20 protein-coding genes and 1 riboswitch are annotated in these 22,619 nt (G+C 75.0%); of the genes, 16 read left to right on the plus strand and 4 right to left on the minus strand.

The window, feature by feature from the left end; genetic code table 11:
• The 4 genes from ACRAKJ_RS17345 to ACRAKJ_RS17360 all read left to right on the plus strand — a co-directional run bounded on the left by ACRAKJ_RS17345 (position 1) and on the right by ACRAKJ_RS17360 (position 4,427).
• Positions 1-1,398, plus strand: coding sequence for an FAD/NAD(P)-binding protein (locus tag ACRAKJ_RS17345; protein WP_438919691.1), 1,398 nt, complete (start codon positions 1-3; stop codon positions 1,396-1,398).
• Positions 1,395-2,981: an aldehyde dehydrogenase family protein gene (locus tag ACRAKJ_RS17350; RefSeq protein ID WP_438919692.1), complete on the plus strand. Its 1,587-nt coding sequence runs from the start codon at positions 1,395-1,397 to the stop codon at positions 2,979-2,981. The genes ACRAKJ_RS17345 and ACRAKJ_RS17350 overlap by 4 nt, the downstream gene beginning before the upstream one ends.
• Entirely contained in the window at positions 2,978-3,445 is a 468-nt protein-coding gene (locus ACRAKJ_RS17355; RefSeq protein ID WP_438919693.1) for an SRPBCC family protein, read from the plus strand. Before ACRAKJ_RS17350 ends, ACRAKJ_RS17355 begins: the two co-directional genes overlap by 4 nt.
• Before the next feature lie 91 nt (positions 3,446-3,536).
• Positions 3,537-4,427 (plus strand): alpha/beta fold hydrolase, encoded by an 891-nt coding sequence (locus ACRAKJ_RS17360; RefSeq protein WP_438919694.1) that lies wholly within the window; start codon positions 3,537-3,539, stop codon positions 4,425-4,427.
• A 53-nt stretch (positions 4,428-4,480) separates the two neighbouring features.
• Here the strand turns inward: ACRAKJ_RS17360 and ACRAKJ_RS17365 are convergent, their stop codons facing one another.
• Positions 4,481-4,939 (minus strand): hotdog domain-containing protein, encoded by a 459-nt coding sequence (locus tag ACRAKJ_RS17365; protein WP_438919695.1) that lies wholly within the window; start codon positions 4,937-4,939, stop codon positions 4,481-4,483.
• Positions 4,940-5,084: 145 nt separating this feature from the next.
• Between ACRAKJ_RS17365 and ACRAKJ_RS17370 the strand changes: the two genes are divergently transcribed.
• Positions 5,085-5,327 carry an acyl carrier protein gene (locus tag ACRAKJ_RS17370; RefSeq protein WP_438919696.1) on the plus strand — a complete coding sequence of 81 codons (243 nt, stop codon included), beginning with the start codon at positions 5,085-5,087 and terminating at the stop codon, positions 5,325-5,327.
• Positions 5,328-5,378: 51 nt separating this feature from the next.
• On the opposite strand, the gene ACRAKJ_RS17375 is transcribed toward ACRAKJ_RS17370, so the two are convergent.
• Positions 5,379-5,786 carry a hypothetical protein gene (locus ACRAKJ_RS17375; RefSeq protein WP_438919697.1) on the minus strand — a complete coding sequence of 136 codons (408 nt, stop codon included), beginning with the start codon at positions 5,784-5,786 and terminating at the stop codon, positions 5,379-5,381.
• A gap of 71 nt (positions 5,787-5,857) precedes the next feature.
• On the opposite strand from ACRAKJ_RS17375, the gene ACRAKJ_RS17380 reads away from it, so the two are divergent.
• Complete coding sequence (locus tag ACRAKJ_RS17380; RefSeq protein ID WP_438919698.1) at positions 5,858-6,892, plus strand: AsnC family transcriptional regulator; 1,035 nt, start codon at positions 5,858-5,860, stop codon at positions 6,890-6,892.
• Positions 6,893-7,025: 133 nt separating this feature from the next.
• On the opposite strand, the gene ACRAKJ_RS17385 is transcribed toward ACRAKJ_RS17380, so the two are convergent.
• Complete coding sequence (locus ACRAKJ_RS17385) at positions 7,026-8,408, minus strand: cellulase family glycosylhydrolase (protein WP_438919699.1); 1,383 nt, start codon at positions 8,406-8,408, stop codon at positions 7,026-7,028.
• Between the two features lie 130 nt (positions 8,409-8,538).
• On the opposite strand from ACRAKJ_RS17385, the gene ACRAKJ_RS17390 reads away from it, so the two are divergent.
• From ACRAKJ_RS17390 to ACRAKJ_RS17420, 7 genes are all read left to right on the plus strand, one after another.
• Complete coding sequence (locus tag ACRAKJ_RS17390; RefSeq protein WP_438919700.1) at positions 8,539-9,444, plus strand: ABC transporter permease subunit; 906 nt, start codon at positions 8,539-8,541, stop codon at positions 9,442-9,444.
• Between the two features lie 40 nt (positions 9,445-9,484).
• Positions 9,485-10,321, plus strand: coding sequence for an ABC transporter permease subunit (locus ACRAKJ_RS17395; RefSeq protein WP_438919701.1), 837 nt, complete (start codon positions 9,485-9,487; stop codon positions 10,319-10,321).
• 10 nt (positions 10,322-10,331) lie between these two features.
• Entirely contained in the window at positions 10,332-11,609 is a 1,278-nt protein-coding gene (locus ACRAKJ_RS17400; protein WP_438919702.1) for an extracellular solute-binding protein, read from the plus strand.
• Between the two features lie 7 nt (positions 11,610-11,616).
• The gene (locus tag ACRAKJ_RS17405) at positions 11,617-13,632 is read left to right on the plus strand and encodes a hypothetical protein (RefSeq protein WP_438919703.1); all 2,016 of its coding nucleotides are present in this window, start codon (positions 11,617-11,619) and stop codon (positions 13,630-13,632) included.
• 11 nt (positions 13,633-13,643) lie between these two features.
• Positions 13,644-15,044 carry a Gfo/Idh/MocA family oxidoreductase gene (locus ACRAKJ_RS17410; RefSeq protein WP_438919704.1) on the plus strand — a complete coding sequence of 467 codons (1,401 nt, stop codon included), beginning with the start codon at positions 13,644-13,646 and terminating at the stop codon, positions 15,042-15,044.
• A gap of 227 nt (positions 15,045-15,271) precedes the next feature.
• On the plus strand, positions 15,272-16,072 hold the full coding sequence (locus tag ACRAKJ_RS17415) for a hypothetical protein (RefSeq protein ID WP_438919705.1): 801 nt from the start codon (positions 15,272-15,274) through the stop codon (positions 16,070-16,072).
• Between the two features lie 60 nt (positions 16,073-16,132).
• Positions 16,133-18,955 carry a BTAD domain-containing putative transcriptional regulator gene (locus ACRAKJ_RS17420; RefSeq protein WP_438919706.1) on the plus strand — a complete coding sequence of 941 codons (2,823 nt, stop codon included), beginning with the start codon at positions 16,133-16,135 and terminating at the stop codon, positions 18,953-18,955.
• On the opposite strand, the gene ACRAKJ_RS17425 is transcribed toward ACRAKJ_RS17420, so the two are convergent.
• Positions 18,903-20,291, minus strand: coding sequence for an FAD-dependent monooxygenase (locus ACRAKJ_RS17425; RefSeq protein ID WP_438919707.1), 1,389 nt, complete (start codon positions 20,289-20,291; stop codon positions 18,903-18,905). The genes ACRAKJ_RS17420 and ACRAKJ_RS17425 overlap by 53 nt on opposite strands.
• A gap of 251 nt (positions 20,292-20,542) precedes the next feature.
• Positions 20,543-20,607, plus strand: a riboswitch (guanidine-III (ykkC-III) riboswitch).
• 10 nt (positions 20,608-20,617) lie between these two features.
• Between ACRAKJ_RS17425 and ACRAKJ_RS17430 the strand changes: the two genes are divergently transcribed.
• Genes ACRAKJ_RS17430 through ACRAKJ_RS17440 form a run of 3 tightly spaced genes read left to right on the plus strand, consistent with a single transcriptional unit; the run spans position 20,618 to position 22,604 of the window.
• Positions 20,618-20,932, plus strand: coding sequence for an SMR family transporter (locus ACRAKJ_RS17430; RefSeq protein WP_438919708.1), 315 nt, complete (start codon positions 20,618-20,620; stop codon positions 20,930-20,932).
• Positions 20,933-20,979: 47 nt separating this feature from the next.
• Positions 20,980-22,059, plus strand: coding sequence for a DNA polymerase III subunit beta family protein (locus ACRAKJ_RS17435; RefSeq protein ID WP_438919709.1), 1,080 nt, complete (start codon positions 20,980-20,982; stop codon positions 22,057-22,059).
• A complete protein-coding gene (locus ACRAKJ_RS17440; protein ID WP_438919710.1) occupies positions 22,056-22,604 on the plus strand; it encodes a hypothetical protein in 549 nt (182 codons plus the stop codon). Before ACRAKJ_RS17435 ends, ACRAKJ_RS17440 begins: the two co-directional genes overlap by 4 nt.
• Positions 22,605-22,619: the final 15 nt, after the last annotated feature.

Consider the following 22,619-nt stretch of genomic DNA (forward strand, 5'->3'; position numbering starts at 1 on the left):
ATGGCCGACAGCATGAAGGTGGTCGTCGTCGGCGTCGGCGCCAGCGGGGCGCTGGCGGCGATCCACCTGCTGCGCGCCGCCGCCGACGCCGCCGGGGGTGGCACCCCCGGCGGCGCGCGGCTGGAGCTGGTCCTGGTCGACCGCAGCGGCGAGTTCGGCCCCGGCCGGGCCTACCGCACGGCCGACCCGGACCACCTGCTCAACACCCCCGCCGGGAAGATGAGCGCCCTCGCCGACGACCCCGACCACTTCGTGCGCTGGAGCCGGGACCGCGGCCGCGACGCCGACGGCACGACGTTCCTGCCGCGCGGGGACTACGGCCGCTACCTCGTCGAGGCGCTGCTGGCCGAGGAGCGGCGCGCCGGCCGCGCGGCGGTGGTCGACCGGGTCGCCGACACCGCGACCGGCCTGTCGGCCGACGAGCGCGGCGTCACCGTCGAGCTGGCCCGGCGCGGCCCGGTGCGGGCGGACCTCGCCGTGCTGGCCCCCGGCGTCGGCGGCGGCGACCCGCTGGCCGCCGTGCTGCCCACCGGGTCGCCGCGCTACGTGCGCGACCCGTGGGCCGGGCCGCTCGCCGCCACCGACGGCTCGCCGGTCCTGGTCATCGGCACCGGGCTGTCCATGATGGACCTGGCCACGACGGTCACCCGCGCCCACCCGGACGCGGTCGTGCACGCCGTGTCGCGGCACGGCCTGCTGCCCCGCGCCCACCGGGCGGGCCGCGCGCCCGCCGGTCGGGTGCCCGAGCCGCCCGACCGGATCGCCTCGCTCGGCGACCTGCTGGGCTTCGCGCGGCGCTGCGTCAAGGCCGACCCGGACCGCTGGCGCGAGTTCGTCGACCGGATGCGCCCGCACGCGCCCCGGCTGTGGCAGCAGCTCGACGTGGACGACCGGCGGCGCTTCCTGGACCGCGTCAACAGGTACTGGGACGTGCACCGCCACCGCGCCGCGCCCGCCACCCACCGGCGGGTCCGGGCGCTGGTCGGCGCCGGCCGGCTGCACGTGCACCGGGGCCGGGTCGCCCGCGTGCGCGAGGTCGACGACGGGTTCGACGTCGACCTGGCCACCCCCGGCGGCACGCGGTCGCTGCGCGTCGGGTGGCTGGTCAACACCACCGGGTTCCGGCAGGACGTCGGCGACCCGCTGCTGCACGACCTGGTGGCCGGCGGCACCGCCCGCCCCGACCCGGTGGGCCTGGGCGTGGCGACCGGCGGCGACGGCCGGGTGCTCGACCGGCGCGGCGCGCCCCGCCGCATCTTCACCCTCGGCGCGCTGCGGCGGGGTGAGCTGTTCGAGAGCACCGCCGTCCCGGAGATCCGCAACCAGGCGGCGACGATCGCCGCGGCCGCGATGGGCGCCGTCGCGGTGGACGCCGCCGCGCGAGAGGTGAGGACATGACCAACGACCTGCTGATGTACCCGGCCTACATCGACGGCAAGGACGTCGAGCACCCCGAGGGCCGCTACGTGCACACCGTCGCCGCCCGCGCGGTGCTGGAGGACACCATCGCCGCGCAGGCCCTCAAGCGGGACCTCGACGCGGGCCGGGTCGACCCCCGTTCCGCGGGCCCGTCCGTCGCCGGCGGCTGCGCGCTGGCCGACGACCGGATGGCCCGGTACGCGCTGGAGTCGGCCGCGCGCGCCGCGCCGGAGTGGGCGCGCGTCCCGCTGCACGAGCGGGTGGCGCTCGGCCTGCGCATCGGGGAGCGGCTGCGCGAGAAGCGCGACGACCTCGTGGACCTGCTCGTCGCCGAGGGGCAGCCCGTCGACCTGGCCGGACCCACCCTGGACGAGTACTGGCGCGCCGACTTCAGCAGCGAGACGCTGCACTGGTGCGCCACCCAGATGGAGACCACCAAGCACCACGGCTCCGGGTACGCCACCGTCCGCCGCGTGCCCGACGGCGTGGTGTGCGTCAACCCGCCGCAGAACGCCTCCACGCCCAACGCGCTGTTCGGCGCGTCCGCGCTGCTCGCGGGCAACGCCGTGGTGGTGCGCGCGCCGCGCGGCGTGCCGCTGGCCACCACGCACGCCCTGCGCGAGGTCGTCATCCCCGTGCTGGAGGAGGCCGGCGCGCCCGCCGGGGTGTTCAACGTCCTGTGCGGGCCGCCGATGACCGACCTGTGGCTGGAGAGCCCGCACGTCGACGACGTCGTCTACGTCGGCGGCAGCGCCAAGGGCCTGGAGTTCGAGCGCGCCGCCGTGGCCGCGGGCAAGAAACCCGTGCTGGAGCTGGCGGGCAACGACTGCGTGGTGGTGTGGGCCGACGCCGACCTCGACGCCGCCGCCCGCTCCATCACCGAGAACTTCCGGCAGTCCGGCCAGATCTGCAACATCCCCAACCACGTCATCGCCCACCCGGCCGTCGCCGACGAGCTGCTGTCCCGCCTGGTCGCGATCGCCGCCGACACCCGCCCCGGCTACCCCGACGAGCCCGGCGTGGTGCTCACCCCCGTGCTCATGGCCCGCGCGCACTTCGCCAACGTCGCCGACGCCCTCGGCCGGGGCGCGCGGCTGCTGCACGGCGGGCGCCGCCTGGAGGTGGACGGCACGCCGTCGGACACCGGCCTGTTCGTGGAACCCACCGTGCTGCGGGTCGACGGCCTGCGCGCCGCCCGCGAGACGCCCGCCGTGCGCGAGGAGACCTTCTCCCCGCTGCTGCCCGTCGTCGTGCCCGACGCCGCGGAGGCCGCCTCCGACGACGCCCTGTTCGACGAGGTGCTGCGGTTCGTCAACGACAACGCCTACGGCCTGCGCAACTCGTTCTGGGTGCGCGACGACCGGCTGGTCGACCGGATCGCCACCGGCGTGACCAACGGGGGAGTGGTGAACGTCAACGACTCCCACTCGGCGTTCCGGCCGTTCCTGCCGACGCACGGCGGCACCGGCCTGACCGGAGGGGTCTTCGGCGAGGCCAACTACCTGATGCTGAGGACGTCCCACCTGCAGGGCGTCAACGTGACGCGCGGAGGAAGCCGATGAACGAGCACAGCGTGGTCCTGTCCACCCCCAGGACCCCGGACGAGGTGTTCGCCGTCCTGCGGCGCCAGGAGCGCTTCGCCGAGACGGCGGACGACCTCGAATCGGTCGAGGTCCTCGCCGGGGGCGAGCACCGCTACGCCCTGCGCTTCCGGGGCGGGGTGGCGCGCTGGACCCAGCGCACCGAGGTCGACGTCGACGCCCGCACCCTGCGGTTCGAGCAGGTCGAGGGCGACTTCGTGGACTTCGGCGGCACCTGGGAGGTCCGGTCGACCGACGGCGGCAGCCGGGTCGTGCACCGGGTGTCGTTCCGCACCGGCGTCCCGCACCTGGCCGGCGCGATCGACCCGATGATCGCCCGCGTGCTGCTGCGCGCGGCCACGTCCGTGGTGTCCCGGGCGGCGGGACCGGCGGAGGTCGTGGAGGGCGAATCGGCCCTGCGCGACGAGGTGTTCAGCACCACGTGACCAGTCGATGTTGCGGTGCGTGATCACACCGGCGTGGGAATTCGCCCGAACGGTAGGTGTTTGATCAGCTCGTGGTGCGAAACCCCGAAGCATGACTTCGTCGCACGAGCCGGCCACCGTCACGCACCGCACCCTCGACGTCGACGGCATCGAGACCTTCGTCCGCGAAGCCGGACCCGCCGACGCGCCGGTGGTGCTGCTGCCGCACGGGTACCCCTGCTCGTCCTTCCAGTTCCGCAACCTCATGCCCGCCCTCGGCGACCGGTGGCGGCTGATCGCCCCGGACTACCCGGGCTTCGGCTACAGCGCCACCCCCGACGACTTCCCCTACACCTTCGCCGGCTACTCCGACTTCCTGCGCCGCTTCACCGAGACCCTCGGCCTGGACCGCTACGCCATCTGGCTGCACGACTACGGCACCCAGTTCGGCCTGCGCCTGGCCATGTCGGCCCCCGAGCGCGTCACCGCGCTGATCATCCAGAACGGCGACATCTACGAGGACCAGCACGGCCCCAAGTACAAGCCGCTCAAGGAGTACTGGGCCAACCCCACCGAGGAGGGCCGCGAGGAGCTGGCCGCCAACGTGACCGAGGACGGGTTCCGCGACGAGTTCGTCGGCGAGGTCGCCGACCACCTCGCCGCCCGGGTCAGCCCCGACCTGTGGCACCTGCACTGGTCCCTGACCACGCCCGAGCGGCGCGCCAACCTCGTCAACCTGATCGCCGACCAGGCGTGCACCCTCGACTGGTTCGCCGACGAGCAGGCGTACCTGCGCGAGCACCGGCCGCCCACGCTCATCGTGTGGGGACCGGAGGACGGCTACATGCCCGAGGGCGCCGCCCGCGCCTACCTGCGCGACCTGCCCGACGCCGAGCTGCACCTGCTGGAGGGCGGGCACTGGGCGCTGGAGACCAACCTCACCGAGGTGGTCCCCCTCGTCCGCGACTTCCTCACCAGGACACTGCCCGGCCGCACCCCGTAGCACCCCCTCGACCCGGTGCCGCCCAGCCGGTGCCGTCCAGTCGCCGGGACCGTTCAGCTCGCGGGCCGGGGCCGCCACCGCTTCCACAGGGCGGTCGCCTCGGCCCGCGGCTTGCCGTCCCACACCAGCGAGACGTCCACGGTCATCTGCGCCTCGGACGCCTCCCGCACCACCGCCCGCAGCTCCACCGGCTCGTGCAGCGGCGACGGCCGCAGGTAGCGCACGTCCAACCCGGCCGTCACGTAGGGCAACGCCGCCCCCGGCAGGGGAGGCCACCCCCGCCGCTCGGCCTCCAGCACGACCGCCGCCGCGCTGTGGCAGTCCAGGACGGTGCAGACCACACCGCCGTTGAGGAAACCGAGCCCGTTGTCGTGCTCCGGCCAGGGCGTGAACGCGGCGGTCACCACGCCGTCGTCGCCCGGGTAGCTGCGCAGCCGCAGCCCCTTCGGGTTGCCGTGGCCGCAGCCGAAGCAGGGCAGGTCGGGATAGAGGCGCTCCTGGATGCTGATCACCGCGTCCACAGTAGAGGGACCCCCGGCCGTGCGCGCGACACCCGTCCGGACGCAATCCCGTCGGGTGAGGTTGAGCGGCGGCGGACGGGGTAACAGGAGCACGCCAAGGGACACCGCAGTCCGGGTGAGACACCGAGGAGGAACGATGGCCACCGGTGAGACCGGTTTCGACGACGTCAGCTACGACCTCATCTCCGTGCAGTACCACTCGCTCAAGGCCGGGCACGACTACGGCCAGTACGTCCGCGACGCCGAGAACGCCGGTCGGCAGGACATCGCCGACTTCTTCCGGCGCGTGATGGAGGAGGACTCGGCGCGCGCCAAGCAGTGCCACGAGTTCCTCAAGGACATGGCGGCCAGCGACAAGTCCGGCCCCGCCGTGAGCTGAGCCGCCCACCGACGGCGGGGTCCGCCCCCGAACGGACCCCGCCGCCACGGCTCACAACTCCCCGACCGGGTGGCCGCCGTCGCCCCCGCCATCCCCGGAGAGCAGCGCGAGCACGAGCACCAGCGCGAGGCAGGCGACGGCGACGAGCACGAGCAGCGGTGCGGCGACCAGGGCCGCCGCCGCTCCCGGCGGCACCACCGCCCAGCGGTTGGCCGAGGTGAAGCCCCTGGTCAGCGCCGCCTCCAGGGCGAGCAGCGCGGCGAGCCCGAGCAGGACGAGGGCGGCCTGCGCGCCCAGCCCCCACAGCGTGGCGAGGTCGCCGACGAGGCCGAGCAGCCCGGTGCCGGGCTCGACCAGGGCGGTGCACAGGGCGTAGACGGGTGCGCCGAGGCCGGCGACGGTCAGGCCGGCCCAGCCGGCGGTGCGGGTGGTTCGCGGGTTCTCGCGGTTCGCGTCCATGCCCCGACTGTCGGGGATCGGGTCTACGCTGAGCCCGGAATCCCCCGAAACCGCCACGTGAGGGGCCTCCGGTGCAGGATCGGGTCACAGCGGCTCCCGCCGCCACCTCCGTGCCCGACCTCGACGTCGGCCTCGACGAGACCGACCGGGCCCTGGTCAACGTCGTCCAGCTCGCCCCGCGCGCCTCGTGGGCCGAGATCGGCGCGGCGCTCGACGTCAACCCGGCCACGGCCGCCCGCCGCTGGAACCGCCTGGCCGCGGCCGGGGTGGTCCGGGTGGTCGCCTACCCGCGCCTGACCGGCTGGGCGAGGCACCGCTGCCTCGCGTTCGTCGAGGTCGACTGCGAGCCGGCGACCCGTGAACGGGTGATCGCCGAGCTGGTCCGGGTGCCGCAGATCGCGTCCGTGACGATCGCCAGCAGCGGCCGCGACCTGTACCTGACCGTCCTCACGCCGACCCTCGCGGCGCTGTCCGCGCTGGTGCTGGGCCTGACCGGGGTCCGCGCCACCCGGACGCACCTGGTGACGCGCATGGTCACCGAGGGCGGCGCGTGGCAGTTCGACTCGCTGACCGGCGGGCAGCGCGCCGGCCTGCACCGCCCACCGCCCACCGCGGGCGTCCTGGCCGACGCCGACCGCGACCTGCTCCTGGCACTCGCCCCGGACGGGCGGTGCAGCGTCGCCGACCTCGCCGAGCGCACCGGCACCAGCGCCTCCACCGCGCGCAGGCGACTGGCCCGGGCCGTGCGGGAGGGCACCCTGTCGTTCCGCTGCGAGACCGCGCAACCCGTCACCGGGTGGCCGGTGTCGGCGAGCTTCTGGACCCGCGTGCCGCCGCACGAGCTGCGTGCCGCGGTGGAGGGGCTCGCGACGCTGCCGGAGGTCCGCATGTGCGCGGCCGTGACGGGAGCGGACAACCTCGTGATCAGCCTGTGGCTGCGCTCGTTGGCCGACAGCCAGCGGTTCGAGGAGCAGCTGTCCACGCGCTTCCCGACCCTGGTCGTGACCGACCGCACCATCGAGCTGCGCGCGGTCAAGCGGATGGGCTGCCTGCTGACCCCGGACGGCCGCAGCACCGACGTCCTCCCCGTCGACCCGTGGGCCTGACCCGCGAGTCATGCGCTCATGACCGGCGAGTCATGCGCTCATGACCCATGAGTCCGACATTCGGCTCTCTCCGAGCGCATGACACGAGGGTCGCGAGCGCATGACTCGCGGGTCGCGAGCGCATGACTCGCGGTCAGGGGCGGGAGTGGAGGAGGGTGGTCAGGGGGGTGCGGGGGAGGCAGTTGGCGAAGGCGAAGTCGTCGGCCAGGGACTCGGCCTCCTCCGGTGACACGCCGGTGAAGCAGCGGCCGAACTCGCCGACCAGGGGTTCGGCCAGCAGGATGTTGCGCACCAGCGTGGTCAGCCAGGGGCGGCGGCCCCAGGGGAACGGGTCGAAGTCCGGGAACTCGCGCTCGAACAGCTCCTCCACCGGGTCGAGCACGTGCCGCACGCCCCGGTCGTCACCGCCCCACGCGTCCGCGCCCAGCCGCGCCTTCTTCGCCAGCACCGGCGCGATCCGCCGCAGGTAGCCGCAGTCCGGCCGGGTGCGCACCAGGCCCTGGACCCCGATGTCCTTGTACGTCCACAGGCTCCAGCTCGCGCCGTTCTCGTGGTACAGGTCGAGCTGGTCGCGCAGCAACGCGCACCGCTCCGCGTCGACCTCGGCGTCACCGGTGAAGACCGGCCCGAACTCGCCGATCCACACGGGCGTCCCGGTGCGCCGCATGAACTCGGTGCGCCGCAGGAACGCCCGCTCCAGCGCGCCCCGGTCGAAGTGCTCGCCGCGCGTTACGCCGGGGTAGCGGCCGTCGCGCGCGATGCCCGGCAGCGCGTAGTCGTGCGCGCTGTGCACCGAGTTCGCGAATGGCTCGTCGAACACGGAGAAGTCGGTGGAGTAGCGGTTGCCGTCGAGGAACAGCACGTGCCGCGGGTCCACCGCGCGGATCGCCCGCTCCAGCCGCCGGTAGAACGGGCCGATCACCTCGCCCGAGGCGTCGGCCGGCTCGTTGACCGGGTTGTAGCCCGCCACCTCCGGCCGGTCGGCGTAGCGGTCGGCGATCACCTCCCACAGGTGCACGACCCGGTCCTGGAAGTGGCGGTGCGCCCAGAACTGCGCCCAGTGCGTGGGGTTGTCGCTGTGCCAGTGCTGGTTCTGGCAGCCGGGCAGGGCGTGCAGGTCCAGGATCGTGTAGATCCCCTGCTCGGCACACCGGTCGATCAACCGGTCCAGCGGTGCGAACCCCTCCTCGATGATCTCGAACGGGCGGTCGTCGGACTCGAAGTGCCGGTAGTTCAACGGCACGCGCAGCGCGTTGAGCCCCAGCGAGGCGAGGAACCGGGCGTCGTCCTCGCCGAAGAACACGTCCAGGAACCGGTCGAAGAACCGCCGGTACCCCTCCTCGCCCAACGCGCGGCGCAGTGCCTTGCGCTGCAACGACTCCGTGCTCGGGAACCCGGTGATGAAGTTCTCCATGTTCATCCACCCGCCGAGCCCGTAACCGGTGAGCAGCACCGCGCCGCCGGAGCCGTCGACCAGCCGGTCGCCGTCGACCCGAATCGGTGAAAGGTCCGCCATCTCGTCTCCCGCAAGGAATTCGGGGGTTTTCGCAAGTTCTCGAAGCTGTTCGGGGTGGTGCTCCCCGGATGGTAGACAGGAAATCGGGCAAGCGGTTTCCCGAACGCCCCGACGACGCCGAGGAGGTCGTGTGGCGAGGACCCCCGGGCGCGCCGGAGCCCTGCGCCGCCGCGACGGCAGGGCCGCGTACCTGTTCCTGGCGCCGTGGCTCGTCGGCATGGTCACGATCACCCTCGGCCCGGTCCTCGCCTCGCTGTACCTGTCGTTCACGGACTACTCGCTGCTGCGGCCCCCGCGGTGGACCGGCCTGGACAACTACGCCCGGATGCTCGGCGACGACCGGCTCCTCACCTCGCTCGGCGTCACGTTCCGGTACGTCTTCGTCTCCGTGCCGCTCCAGCTCGCGGCGGCCCTGGCGCTGGCCCTGCTGCTCGACCGCGGCGTGCGCGGCCTGGCGTTCTACCGCTCGGTCTACTACCTGCCGTCGCTGCTCGCGGGCAGCGTGTCGGTCGCGATCCTGTGGCGGCAGATGTTCGGCACCGACGGCCTGGTCAACGACCTGCTCGCGCTGGTCGGCGTGCGCGGCGTCGGCTGGGTCTCGCACCCGGACTGGGCGCTGGGCACGCTGGTCGTGCTCAACGTGTGGACGTTCGGCGCGCCCATGGTGATCTTCCTGGCCGGTCTGCGGCAGATCCCGGTGGCGCACTACGAGGCGGCCACCGTGGACGGCGCGGGGCGCTGGGCCCGGTTCCGGCACATCACGCTGCCGCTGCTCACCCCGGTCACCTTCTTCAACCTGGTCCTCCAGCTCATCGACGCCTTCCAGAACTTCACCCAGGCGTTCGTGGTGAGCGGCGGCACGGGCGGGCCGTCGGACCGGACGTTGTTCTTCACGCTCTACCTCTACGAACGCGGCTTCGGCTCGTTCCAGATGGGCTACGCCTCGGCGTTGGCCTGGCTCCTGCTGCTGATCGTCGCGGCGCTCACCGCGCTCAACTTCCTGCTGGCCAGGCGTTGGGTGTTCTACGGTGACTGACCAACCACCCGGAGAACGCCAACCACCCGGGGAGCGCGGGATGCCCGGGGAACGCCGGATGCCCGCCCCGCTGCGGCACGCCCTGCTGGTCGTGCTCGGCCTGGTCATGGTCTACCCGCTGCTGTGGCTGCTCTCCAGCTCCTTCAAGCCGACCGACACCCTCTTCCGCGACCCGTCGTTGTGGCCCACCGGGTTCACGCTCGACAACTACGCCGAGGGCTGGACGGCCCTGGGCGCGCCGTTCCAGCGGTACCTGTGGAACTCGGCGGTGATCGCGGTGGCCTCGGTCGTGGGCAACCTGCTGACCTGCTCGATGGCGGCCTACGCGTTCGCCCGCTTGGAGTTCCGCGGCAAGCGGGTGCTGTTCGCCCTCACCCTGGTCACCGTCATGCTGCCGGTGCACGTGCTGATCGTGCCTCGCTACGTGCTGTTCTCCCAGCTGGACTGGATCAACACCTACCTGCCGCTGGTCGTGCCGAAGTTCCTCGCCACGGACGCGTTCTTCATCTTCCTGATGGTGCAGTTCATCCGCTCGCTGCCCACCGAGCTGGACGAGGCGGCGCGCATCGACGGCTGCGGCCACTGGCGGATCTACTGGCGGATCGTCATGCCGCTGTGCGCGCCCGCGCTGGCCACCACCGCGATCTTCACGTTCATCTGGACCTGGAACGACTTCTTCAGCCAGTTGATCTTCCTGACCGACCGGGACCTCCACACCGTCCCGGTGGCGCTGCGCACCTTCGTGGACGGCCAGGGCCGCAGCTCCTGGGGGCCGCTGTTCGCCATGTCGGTGGTCGGCCTGGCCCCGGTCTTCGGGTTCTTCCTGGCCGGGCAGCGCTACCTGACGCAGGGGATCGCGACCACGGGCATCAAGTGAGGAGAGCGACATGAGCAGGACCGTGCTGTGCTTGGTCGGCGTCGCGGCGCTGGCCCTGTCCGGGTGCTGGTCCGGGTCGGGCGGCGACGGCGGACCGGTCGAGCTGCGCTTCTCGTGGTGGGGCAACGAACAGCGCGCCCAGTCCACGCAGGAGGCCGTCGACGCCTTCCGGGCCGCGAACCCCGGCATCGCGGTCGAGGGCGAGTACGCCGACTTCAGCGCCTACTTCGACCGGATCGCCACCCAGGTCGCGGCGGGCGACGCGCCGGACGTGATCACCATGGGCGGGGTCTACCCGCGCGAGTACGGCGGTCGCGGCGCGCTGCTCGACCTCGCCGGGGTGGCCGGTGAGCTGAACCTCGCCGACCTCGACCAGGCGGCCGTCGCCAACGGGAGGTTCGACGGCGTCCAGTACGGCGTGCCGACCGGAGTGAACACCTACGGGGTCGTGGCCAACCCGGCGGTGTTCGGGGCGGCGGGCGTGCCGCTGCCCGACGACGACACCTGGACGTGGGACGACTTCGAGCGGATCGCGGGCGAGGTCGCCGACCGCGCGCCGGCGGGCACGGTCGGCGTGGAGGACCCGACCTCGCCGGAGGCGCTGGAGATCTTCTCCAAGCAGCGCGGTGAAGGGCTCTACACCGCGGACGGGAAGGTCGGCATCAGCACCGGCAGCGTCGAGGACTGGTTCCGGATGACGACCCGGCTGCGCGACGCGGGTACCACGCCGCAGGCCACCGTGACGATCGAGCAGGTGTCCGTGTCCGCGCCCGAGCAGACGCTGGTGGGCCGGGGCCTCGCGGGCATGAGGTTCGACTGGAGCAACCGGCTCACCGCCCTGCGCACCTCGTCCGGCGCGCCGCTGGTGATGCTGCGCGCGCCGGGGGAGTCCACCGGGGAGCAGGTGGGCATGTGGTTGCAGGCGTCCCAGCTCTACACCGTCAACGCCCGCAGCGAGCACCCGAGGGAGGCGGCGAAGCTCATCGCGTTCCTGGTCGGCGACCCGGCGGCCGGCGCGGCCATCGGCACCGACCGGGGCATCCCGGCGAACCCCCGGATCCGCGACGTCGTCGCCGGGTCGCTGACCGAGGACCAGGAGGCCGAGGTCGCGTTCATCGACGAGGTGAGCGGCAAGACCACCCCGGCGCTGGTGCAGGGCCCGGTCGGCTCGACCGACACCCTCCAGATCCTCCAGCGCGTCCACTCCGACGTGCTGTTCGACCGGGTCGGCCCGCCCGGGGCGGCGCGGCGGTTCGTCGACGAGGTCGCGGCGGCGATCGGCGGGTGAGCCGCGGGTGATCGAGCGACGCGCGCTGGTCGACCGGCACGCCGTCGAGGTGACCGGCCTCGACCCGCGCTCGCCCCTGTCGGTGGGCAACGGGGAGCTGTGCTGCACGGTCGACGTGACCGGGTTGCAGACCTTCCCCCGCGCCCACCCGGTGGGCGGCGGCACGCTGCTGGGCACCATGGCCCAGTGGGCGTGGCACAGCACGCCCCCGCCCTCCCCGCCGCCGGTCCTCGCCGACAGCGTGCGCCGGTACGACACGCCCCGGGGCCCCGTGCCGTACGTGGACCTGGCCGACTTCGACGCGGCCACGCCGGGGCAGGAGTGGCTGCGGGCCAACCCGCACCGGCTCGACCTGGCCCGGATCGGCCTGCTGGTCGACGGCGCGCCACCGGACCCCGGGCGGCTGGAGGGGGCGCGGCAGCGGCTGGACCTGTGGCGCGGGACCATCACCAGCGCCGTCGTGCTGGCTGGCGTGCCGGTGCGGGTGGTGACGTGCTGCCACCCGGACCGGGACGTGCTCGGCTTCCGGGTGGCCTCGCCCGCGCAGGCCCGGCTCGGGGTCCGGTTCGCCTTCCCCCGCGGCTCGGAGAGCTGGCACGACGCCGCCGACTGGGACCACCCCGACCGGCACCGCAGCACGCTCCGCCGGCTGCCGGGCGGGTTCGCCGTCGACCGCGAGCTGGACGGGACGCGGCTGTCGGTGCGCGTCCACGCGCCGGGCGCGGCCGTGCGGCGGACCGGACCGCACGAGTTCGTCGTCTCCACCGACCGGGAGGTGCTGGAGCTGACCGCGGGGTTCGGCGCCGGGGTACCCGACGCGGGACCGGTCCCGTTCGCCGAGGTGCTGGCGGCGGCCGAACGCGCGTGGCCCCGGTTCTGGTCCTCCGGCGGCGCGGTCGAGCTGGACTCCGACGACGGGCGCGCCCCCGAGCTGCAACGGCGCGTCGTGCTGTCGCAGTACCTCACCGCGGTGCACTGCGCGGGCTCCCTGCCGCCCGCCGAGACCGGGCTGCTGTGCAACAGCTGGCGCGGCCGGTTCCACCTGGAGATGCACTGGTGGCACGGCGCGCACTTCCCGCTGTGGGGCCGGCCCGAGCTGCTGACCCGGAGCCTCGACTGGTACCCGCGCGTCCTGGACGCCGCCCGCGCGACCGCCCGCGCCCAGGGGTGCGGGGGAGCGCGGTGGCCCAAGCAGGTCGGCCCGGACGGGCGGGAGAGCCCGAGCCCGATCGGGCCGTTCCTGGTGTGGCAGCAGCCGCACCCGGTCCACCTCGCCGAGCTGGTGCGCCGGGCCGGTGTCCCGGACGCGCTGGAGCGCTACGGTGAGTGCGTGCTGGAGACGGCGGCGTTCATGGCGGACTTCGCCGTCGCCACCGACGCCGGTCACGCGCTGGGGCCGCCGCTCGTGCCCGCGCAGGAGACCTACTACCGCGACCGCGCCACGACCGCGAACCCCGCGTTCGAACTGGCCTACTGGGCGTGGGGGCTGCGGGTCGCGCAGCGGTGGCGGGTCCTGCTGGGCCTGCCCGAGGAGCCCCGGTGGACCGCGGTGGCCGACCACCTGGTCCGGCCGGTCGTGCGCGACGGCCGGTACGCCGCAGTCGGCACGCCGCCGTGGACGCGGCGCGACGACCACCCGTCGGTGCTGTACGCGCTCGGCGTCGTCCCGGACACCGGCCTGGTCGACCACCGGGTGCTGCGCGCGACCCTGCGCGACGTGCTGGCCGACTGGGACTGGGGCAGTACGTGGGGCTGGGACTTCCCGGCGGTGGCGATGACCGCGACCCGGCTCGGCGAACCGCGCACGGCGGTGGACGCCCTGCTGATGGACACGCCCAAGAACCACCACCTGCCCAACGGGCACAACCGGCAGGGCGACCTGCTGCCCGCCTACCTGCCGGGCAACGGCGGGCTGCTCGCCGCCGTGGCCCTGATGGCCGCCGGGTGGGACGGCTCACCGCCCCGCCCCGGCTTCCCCGCCGACTGGACCGTCCGGCACGAAGGACTCCACCCCGCGCCGTGAGGAGAGCTCACTTGTCCGCCGACACCACCGGTTCCCGCCGCCGCTACGCCGTGGTCGGCGTGGGCCACCGCGCCGCCCTGTACGTCGAGGCCCTCGCGTCCGAGTACGCCGACGACGGCGAGGTGGTGGCGTGGTGCGACCCGAGCCCGACCCGCATGGCGTACTACGACGCCGTCCTCGGCCACGCGCCGGCGCGCTACGCGCCCGAGCGGTTCGACGACCTGCTGCGCGAACGGCGGCCGGACGCGGTGGTCGTCACCTCGCCGGACGCCACCCACCACCGCTACGCCGTCGCCGCGCTGCGGGCCGGGTGCGACGTCGTGGTGGAGAAGCCGCTGACCACCACCGCCGAGGGCGCGCGGGCCATCGCCGACGCCGCCCGCGACTCGGCCGGCCGGCTGGTCGTGACGTTCAACTACCGGTACTCGCCGCGCAACGCCGAACTGCGCCGGCTGATCGCGGGCGGCGCGATCGGCGAGGTCACCTCCGTGCACTTCGAGTGGGTGCTCGACACCGTGCACGGCGCGGACTACTTCAGGCGCTGGCACAGGGAAAAGCGGCATTCCGGCGGCCTGCTCGTGCACAAAGCCGCGCACCACTTCGATCTTGTAAATTGGTGGCTCGGGGACGTGCCGCGGACCGTGTTCGCGCTGGGCGGCCTGCGGTTCTACGGCGCCGACAACGCCGCCCGCCGCGGCCTCGGCCCCCGCCCGGAGCGCTCCACGGGCGCGCCCGGCGTCGAGCACGACCCGTTCGGCCTGGACCTGCGCGCCGACGACGTGCTGCGCCGGCTCTACCTGGAGGCCGAACCGGACGACGGCTACCTGCGCGACCGCGACGTGTTCAGCGCCGGCATCACCGCGGAGGACAACCTCTCGGTGGTCGTCGGCTACCGCTCGGGGGCGTCGATGAGCTACTCGCTCAACGCCCACTCGCCGTGGGAGGGCTACCGGGTCGCGGTCAACGGCACGCAGGGCCGGCTGGAGCTGGACGTGGTGGAACGCGGGCACGTGCCGCCCGCCGGGGCCGCGGGCGTGGTCGGCCGCCCGCCCGCCGACCCCACTGCCGTGGACCCCGGTGCCGCCGACCCCGGTGTCGTGGGGACCGGTGCCGCGCCGCACGGGCCGACCGCGCCGGACCCCCGCCCGGCCGGCGAACGCCTCCTGTGGCAACCCCACTGGTCCCCGGCCGAGGAGGTCCCCCTGCCGCGGGGCGACGGTGCCCACGGCGGCGGCGACGCCCACCTGCTCGCCGACGTGTTCCGCCCCTCGCCGACCCCGGACCCCCTGCGCCGCCGCGCGGGACTGCGCGACGGCCTGCTCAGCGTCGGCGTGGGCATCGCGGCCAACCGCTCCCTGGACACCGGGCAGGTGGTCCACCTCGCCGACCTCGGCCTGTTCCCGGAGGGCTGAGCGCGGAAATCCCGTCGCGGGACGGCGCGCCGCCCCGCTAGCGTGCACCCACCCGAACGAGGAGGGCCGACATGTCGCGCGAGTCCACCGATGTGGTCACCACCGCCCGGACGCCCGAGCGCACCGAGGTCTGACCCCCGTTCCGCGGGCGTCGTCCGACGACCCGGTGCCCCGTCTCGCGTCCGGCGGTTCCCCCGCCCACCACGTCGAGCACGAGGAGCACGAGCATGTCTTCCGCAACGTCCCCCGAACCGCTGACAGCGGCCGAGGGAGGTCCCAGCCACGTCGTCCGGTCCGGTCGGACCACCAGGCGCCCCGCCGGGCCGTGGACCCCGACCGTCCACGCCCTGCTGCGCCACCTGGAGCGCGTCGGTTTCGCCGGCGCGCCCCGGGTAGTCGGCGACGGCGTCGACGTCGACGGCAACGAGGTCCTGACGTACTACGACGGTGTCATCGCCCACCCGCACGGGTGGTCGGACGAGGCCGTCCACGAGGTCGGCGCGCTGCTGCGCGGGCTGCACGACGCCACGGCGGACTTCGTGCCGCCGACCGGCGCGGGGTGGAAGCCGTGGTGGATGCACCACGAAGGCCCCGGCAGCGTCATCGGGCACCGCGACGCGGGGCCGTGGCACACGGTGTCGCGCGACGGCCGGCCGGTGGCGTTCATCGACTGGACCCTGGCCGGTCCGGTCGACCGCCTCGACGAGGTCGTCTCGGCCGCCTGGTGGCACGCCCGCCTGCACGGCGCCGACGTCGACCGCCGCCACGGCCTGCCCGACCCGCCCGCCCGCGCCCGGCAGTTCGGGCTGTTCCTCGACGGCTACCGCCTGGCGGTGGCCGAACGGGACGGGCTGGTCACCAGGATGATCGAGTTCGCGATCCGCGACTGCGCCGCCGAGGCGGCCCGGGCCCGGATCACCCCGGACTCGACCGACCCGGGACCGCTCTGGGCACTGGCGTGGCGAGCCCGTGCCGCGGACTGGATGATCCGCCACCGGGTGCTGCTGGAACGCGCCGCGTCGGCGTAGCGGGCCACCGGGGCCGGGTGCGGCGACGTGCCCGGCCCCTCCGGCGGGGAGAATGGCCGCGTGCGGATCAGGGTGCTCGGCCAGCTGGAGGTCCTCGGGCCGGACGGCGCGCCCACCGCGCTCGGCGGCACGATGCTGCGCACCCTCCTGCTCAGGCTGGTCGTGGACGTCGGCCGGGTGGTCACCACCGACCGGCTGGTCGCCGACCTGTGGCCCGGGGACGAGCCGGCCGACCCCGTGGCGGCGTTGCAGTCGCTGGTCGCCAGGCTGCGCCGGGCGCTCGGGCGCGACGCCATCGGCTCGCACCCCGCCGGCTACCGGCTCGACGTCCCGCCGGACGAGGTCGACGCCGAGGTGTTCGCCCGCGCCGCGGCCGAGGGGCGGCCCCGGGACGCCCTGGCGCTGTGGCGGGGCGAGCCGTTCGCGGACGCCGGGGACGCCGCGTTCACCACCGCCCCCGCCGCCCGCCTCGCCGGGCTGCGCGCGAGCGCCGTCGAGGCGCGGATCGACCTCGACCTCGCCGCCGGCCCCACGCCCGCGCTCATCGCCGAGATCGAGGAGCTGATCACCGCCGCACCCCTGCGCGAGGCGCTGCACGCGCGGCTGGTGCGCGCCCACACCGCCCTCGGCCACCGCGCCGACGCCCTCGCCGCCCACGAGCGCGCCCGGTCCGCGCTGGCCGACCAGCTCGGCGCCGACCCCGGCCGCGAACTGCGCGACGCCCACCTGCACGCCCTGCGCGCCACCGCCGCGCGCTCCACCCTGCCGGCCCGGCTGACCAGCTTCGTCGGGCGGGAACGGGAGCTGGAGCAGGTCGTCGCCGCACTCGGCCCGGCCCGGCTGGTCACGATCACCGGCACCGGCGGCGCGGGCAAGACGCGGTTGGCCGTCGAGGCCGCCGAACGCCTCCGGGACGGCGTGCCGGACGGCGTCTGGCTCGTCGACCTCGTGCCCGTCACGTCCGGCGAGGGCGTCACGGCCGCCGTGCGCGCCGCCGTCGACACCGCCGACGACCCCCGCGACTTCCTCGCCGACCGCGCCGCCCTGCTGCTGCTGGACAACTGCGAGCACCTGCTGGACGACATCGCCGGGTTCACCGCCGACCTGCTCGCCCGCTGCCCCCGGCTGCGCGTGCTGGCGACCAGCCGGGAACCGCTCGGCATCACCGGCGAGACCCTGCGGCCCCTCGCGCCGCTGGCCGAGGACCCGGCGGTCGCCCTGTTCACCGACCGGGCCCGCGCCGTGCGACCGGGCTTCACCGCCGACGCGTCCACCGCGGACGTCTGCCGCGCGCTCGACGGCCTCCCGCTGGCCATCGAGCTGGCCGCGGCCCGGCTGCGCTCGCTCACCCCCGACCAGCTCGTGCGGCGGCTCGGCGACCGGCTCGGGCTGCTCGACCGCGGCGTGCGCGCGGCCCCGGCCCGGCACCGCACGTTGCGCGCCGTCCTCGACTGGAGCTGGGACCTGCTCGACGAGCCCGGGCGCGCCCTGCTCGCCGCCCTCTCGGTCTTCGCGGGCGGCGCGACCGCCGACGCCGTCGAGGACGTCACCGGCGCCTCGCTGGACGAGCTGTCGTCGCTGGTGGACAAGTCGCTCGTGGTCGAGGTGGACGGCCGCTACCGGCTGCTGGAGACCGTCCGCGAGTACGCGGCCGGCAAGCCCGGCGTCGTGCCCGGCGGCGAGTCCGGCGTCGTGCCCGACCGGGGGCACGAGGTCCGCCGGCGGCACGCGGCCCACTACGCGGACCTCGCCGAGCGCGCCGAACCACTGCTGCGCGGCCCCGCGCAGGAGGTGTGGGGCGAGCGCCTCACCGCCGAGGGCGCGAACCTCGACCTGGCGATGTCCCGCCCGCCGTTCGCCACCCGGCTGTTCGCGGCCAGGCTCTGGTACTGGCTGGTGCGCGGCCGGCTCGACGAGGCCCGGCGGTGGGCGGCCCGGGTGGACGGCGACCTGGCGCGCGCCCTGACCGACCCGACCCCCGGGCTGCTGGACGACCTCGCCCGCCGCGACGAGCCCGCCGCCCTGCTCGCCGCGTGCGTCGGCGACCACACCGACCACGCCCGGCTGACCGCGATCGCCGACCGGCTCACCGCCTCGACCGACGCGTGGCGGCGCGCGGCGGGGGAGCTGGTGCACGGGTACGCCGCCTCGGAGATCAGCGAGGGCGGCGGGGCGCGGGCCGAGCGGCACTACGCCGCGGCGGCGCGGGGTTTCCGCGAGGTCGGCGACCACACCGGCCTGGCCTGCTCGCTGATGTTCCTGTCGACCCTCCAGGCCAACCGGGGCGACGTCCTCGCGGCGCTCGGCTCGGTGAGCGAGGCGACGAGGCACGTGCCCGCCGCCTCGGCGATCATGCGCGCGCAGACCGCCCAGCTGCGCGCCCGCACCGGTGACCTCGACGGCGCGCGCGCCGTCCTGGAGCGCGCCGAGCGCGAGGCCGTACGCGACGACGACCCGCTCGCCCTCGCCCGCGTGCACAACGGCCTGGCCGAGGTGGCGCGGCTGGCCGGGGACACCGCGACCGCGCTGCGCCGGCACCACCTGGCGCTGGCCGTCGACCCCGCCGCGGCCTCGCCGCAGTTCCTGGCCATGGCGCACGACAACCACGCCCGCACCCTCACCGCGCTCGGCGACCTCGACGCGGCGGGGGAGCAGCACGCCCTCGCCGTCGAGCACGCGCACCGGGCCCCGGACGGCCCGGTGCGCGCCACCGCCCTGGAGGGCCGCGCCGCCTGGTGCGCGGCGACCGGCGACCAGGAGGGCGCGCTCGCCCTCCTCGACCTCGCCCGGCGGGCCCGGGGCACCGACAACCCCGCCCTGCGGGCCGAGATCACCGGCTCCAGCGCGCCAGGTACGGCGCGACGTCCTCCGCCCGGTCGGTGAACAACCCGATGTGGCCGTCCGGGCGGACCACCGCGAGCGCGTCCCCGCGCACGTCGTAGGCCGGCGCGTCGGTCACCACGTGCGCCCCGTCGCAGCGGGCGTCCCCGAAGGCCAGCACCGCGAACCCCGGCCCGGCCAGCACCTCGTGCACCCGCCGCCCGCCGCACAGCCCGTCCGGGGCCCGGTCGCCCGCCCGCACCGCGCCGGGGCGGGCCCGGCGCTCCTCGGACAACGCGCTGTGCCGGTAGTGCACGCCGAGCTGCGTGAGCGCCGGATCACCGCGGTCCACCGCGGCCACCCCGCCCCGCACCGCCCGGTCGAACAGCTCGCTGCTGATGCCCAGCACGCCGGCGGCCACCGGGAGCCGCTCCTGTTCGTAGGTGTCGAGCAGCTCGTCGTCGCCGGTGGCCAGCTTCCAGCCCAGGTTGTAGGCGTCCTGCACCCCCGTGTTCAGCCCCTGGCCGCCGGCCGGCGTGTGCACGTGCGCGGCGTCCCCCGCGAGGAACACCCGCCCCACCCGGTACCGGTCCACCATCCGCACGTTCGGCCGCCACGAGCTCCACCAGACCAGGCCCTCCACCACCAGGTCGTCCCGCCCGGACGCCCGCGTCAGCAGCTCCTGGACGCCCTCGACCGACGCCTCCTCCAGGAACGAGGTCGTCACCTGGAACGTGTCGGTGCCCGCCAGGGGGCAGGCCCCCAGCAGCGGCGTGCCCGGCGCGTCCGGCGCACCCCAGAAGTGCCAGTGGTCGCGGTCCAGCCCGGAGATCCGCACGTCCGCGACGAGCTGGCGGAAGTCCTCGTCGGTCTGCCCGGCGAACCCGACGCCCATGCCCCCGCGCACGGTGCTGCGCCCGCCGTCCGCGCCGACCAGGTACGCCGCCCGCACCCGCTCGTCGCCCAGGTGGACCGTCACCCCGTCCGCGTCCTGCTCGAACCCGGTGAACTCCACGCCGGTGCGGACCTCGCCGCCCAGCTCGGCCAGCCGCTCGCGCAGCAGCAGGCACGTCCGCCACTGCGGCAGCATCACGCCGTTCGGGTGGGGCACGTCGGGGCGCGGCGGCGACACCTCCGCCATGTGCCGCTCCCACACCACCTCGTGCCCGAGGTAGGCCCGCACGGGCGGGTACGGCCCGCCGTGCGCGAGCACGCCGTCCACCACGCCGAGGTCGGCGAACACCTCCAGCGTCCGGGGCTGCAACCCCTTGCCCCGCGACCCGACGAACGCGCCCGGGTCGCGGTCGACGACCCGGTGCGGCACCCCGCGCCGGGCGAGGTCGCACGCCAGGGTCAAACCGGTCGGACCCGCGCCGACGATCACCACTGCCTCATCCATGCCGATCACCCTGTCCGGCCGCGCTGCCGGCGCACCGACAGGCCGCTGCCGGCGCGCTGCCGCGTCCGCGCTTTGTCGTTCGTCCCCGGACCCCCGATCCCGGACAACCGATCCGCAGTACAACGGCGTGGGGTGACCGGAGGGGGGAACGTGATGAGGGTGGTGGCGGCGGTCATCGTCATCGTGGTGGCCTTCACGGTGGCCGTGGTGGAGGACTCGGCACGCGCCGCGCCGGCGTGTGGGAAGGTGGGGACGAGCCCGGAACGGGTTCCCGGACGAGCGGCGCCGTACCCGGTCAGCGACAAGACGGCGTTCCGGGAGTCGTCGTGCACTGGGTCGTCCTCGTCCTCTCCGCCGTGCTGGAAGCCGTGTGGGCCACCGCCCTGAGCAGGTCGGAGGGGTTCTCCAAGCTCTGGCCGACGGTCGTCTTCGCCCTCGCCGCGACCGGCAGCGTGGCCGGTCTCGCGTACGCCATGCGCGGCCTGCCCGTGGGCACGGCGTACGCGGTGTGGGTCGGCATCGGCGCGGCCCTGACCGCCGGCTACGCCATGTGGTCGGGGGCGGAACCGGTGTCGCCGGTCAGGGCCCTGTTGCTGGCGGGGGTCGTGGGCTGCGTGATCGGCCTCAAGCTCACCCACTGACGGCGCGCGGTTGACCTTCGGGTTACCCGAAGCCCGATGATGGCCGGGTGCCCGACCCCGAACTCCTCACCATCGGCGCCTTCGCCCGCTCCAGCGGGTTGACGGCCGGCGCGCTGCGCTTCTACGCCGACTCGGGCCTGTTGCCGCCGGCCAGCGTGGACGACTCGTCCGGGTACCGCTACTACACCCGCGACCAGGCGGAACGCGCCGCGGCGATCCGCCGCCTGCGCGAGGTCGACATGCCGCTGGAGCTGATCGCCGAGGTCCTCGCACCTGGCTCCCGCGACGCCGCCCGGATCATCGACGAGTACGTGGCGCGCCTCGCGCACCGCACCCGCCGGGCCCGGGAGACGGCCGCGGCGGTCAAGGCCGCGCTCGGTCTCGTGCCGCCGGCGCCGGAGGTACGCCTCAACGGCCCGGTGTTCACCGCCGCCGTCGAGCAGGTCCTCACCGCCACCGCGCAGGAACCGGAGCTGCCCGTGCTCAACGGGGTGCGCGTCGAGGTGTCCGCCGACGGTGTCGTGCTCACCGCCACCGACCGGTACCGCCTGTCGACCCGCGCCCTCGTCCCCACCGCGCCGAGCGAGGCGGACTGGGCGGTCACCGTCGACGCCGACGACCTGAGGTTGGCGCTGCCGTGGACGCGCCGCCGCCACGACCTGCGGGTGAGCGCCCGAGCCGGCCGCGTCCATCTCCGGGGCGACGACGACGCGGACGCCCGCGAGTGCCGCGCCCTGCCCGGACCGTTCCCCGACCACCGGCTGCTGCTGGCGTCCCTGCCGGAGGTGCGCACCCGCGTCCTGGTCCCCCGCAACGCCCTGCTGCGGGACCTGGAGGCGCAGCGCGACCACCGCGTCCGGCTCGACGTGCGCGGTTCGGGGGTCGTCGTCTCGTCCGCGGGCACCCCGCCCGCGCCACCGGTCGCCGCCGTCGTCACCGGCCCGGCGATCGCGATCGGGTTCGCCACCACCACCCTGCACCCGGCGATCAGCACGGCGGTCGGCCCGGACGTGATGCTCGACCTCGCCGGACCGCACGACCCCGTCGTCGTCCGCTCCGCCGACGACGGCGACCTCACCACCCTCGTCATGCCCCTCCGAGCAGAACCCGAAGGACAGCCAGGATGACCGCGACCGACACCCCCGCCCCCAGCACCTCCACCTCCACCACGGCCGACACCCCCGACCCGATCATGGCCGAGATCACCGCCGCCGTGACCCTCGGCCACCAGGGCGACCCCGCCACCGCCCGCACCCGGCTGCTCGACCTCTGGCACCGCATCGGCCCGACCGGCGACCCGTTCCACCGCTGCGTCCTGGCCCACTACGCCGCCGACCTCCACGACGACGCCGCGGAAGCCCTGATCTGGGACGTCCGCGCCCTGGACGCCGCCGACGCCCTCACCGACGACCGCGTCCAACGCCACCACGACAGCCTGCGCATCGAGGCGTTCCGCCCCTCCCTGCACCTCAACCTCGCCGACGACCTCCGCCGCCTGTCCTCCTTCGCCGCCGCCCGGCACCACCTCGCCGCCGCCCGCCGCCACCAGCACACCCTCGGCGACGACGGCTACGGCACGATGATCCGCCGCGCGCTCGACGAGGTCGCGGAAGCGGTCGACCGGCGGTCCACCGAGAGGCGCGCGAGCGCACCGGGGCCGAACGCCGGGTAGCCGCGCGACCGACAG

Source organism: Saccharothrix sp. DSM 118769, from assembly GCF_052936295.1.

Coding starts and splice junctions, on each gene's coding strand:
- ACRAKJ_RS17345 (WP_438919691.1), top strand. CDS start 1: ATGGCCGACAGCATGAAGGTGGTCGTCGTCGGCGTCGGCGCCAGCGGG.
- ACRAKJ_RS17350 (WP_438919692.1), top strand. CDS start 1,395: ATGACCAACGACCTGCTGATGTACCCGGCCTACATCGACGGCAAGGAC.
- ACRAKJ_RS17355 (WP_438919693.1), top strand. CDS start 2,978: ATGAACGAGCACAGCGTGGTCCTGTCCACCCCCAGGACCCCGGACGAG.
- ACRAKJ_RS17360 (WP_438919694.1), top strand. CDS start 3,537: ATGACTTCGTCGCACGAGCCGGCCACCGTCACGCACCGCACCCTCGAC.
- ACRAKJ_RS17370 (WP_438919696.1), top strand. CDS start 5,085: ATGGCCACCGGTGAGACCGGTTTCGACGACGTCAGCTACGACCTCATC.
- ACRAKJ_RS17375 (WP_438919697.1), bottom strand. CDS start 5,786: ATGGACGCGAACCGCGAGAACCCGCGAACCACCCGCACCGCCGGCTGG.
- ACRAKJ_RS17385 (WP_438919699.1), bottom strand. CDS start 8,408: ATGGCGGACCTTTCACCGATTCGGGTCGACGGCGACCGGCTGGTCGAC.
- ACRAKJ_RS17395 (WP_438919701.1), top strand. CDS start 9,485: ATGCCCGGGGAACGCCGGATGCCCGCCCCGCTGCGGCACGCCCTGCTG.
- ACRAKJ_RS17400 (WP_438919702.1), top strand. CDS start 10,332: ATGAGCAGGACCGTGCTGTGCTTGGTCGGCGTCGCGGCGCTGGCCCTG.
- ACRAKJ_RS17415 (WP_438919705.1), top strand. CDS start 15,272: ATGTCTTCCGCAACGTCCCCCGAACCGCTGACAGCGGCCGAGGGAGGT.
- ACRAKJ_RS17425 (WP_438919707.1), bottom strand. CDS start 20,291: ATGGATGAGGCAGTGGTGATCGTCGGCGCGGGTCCGACCGGTTTGACC.
- ACRAKJ_RS17440 (WP_438919710.1), top strand. CDS start 22,056: ATGACCGCGACCGACACCCCCGCCCCCAGCACCTCCACCTCCACCACG.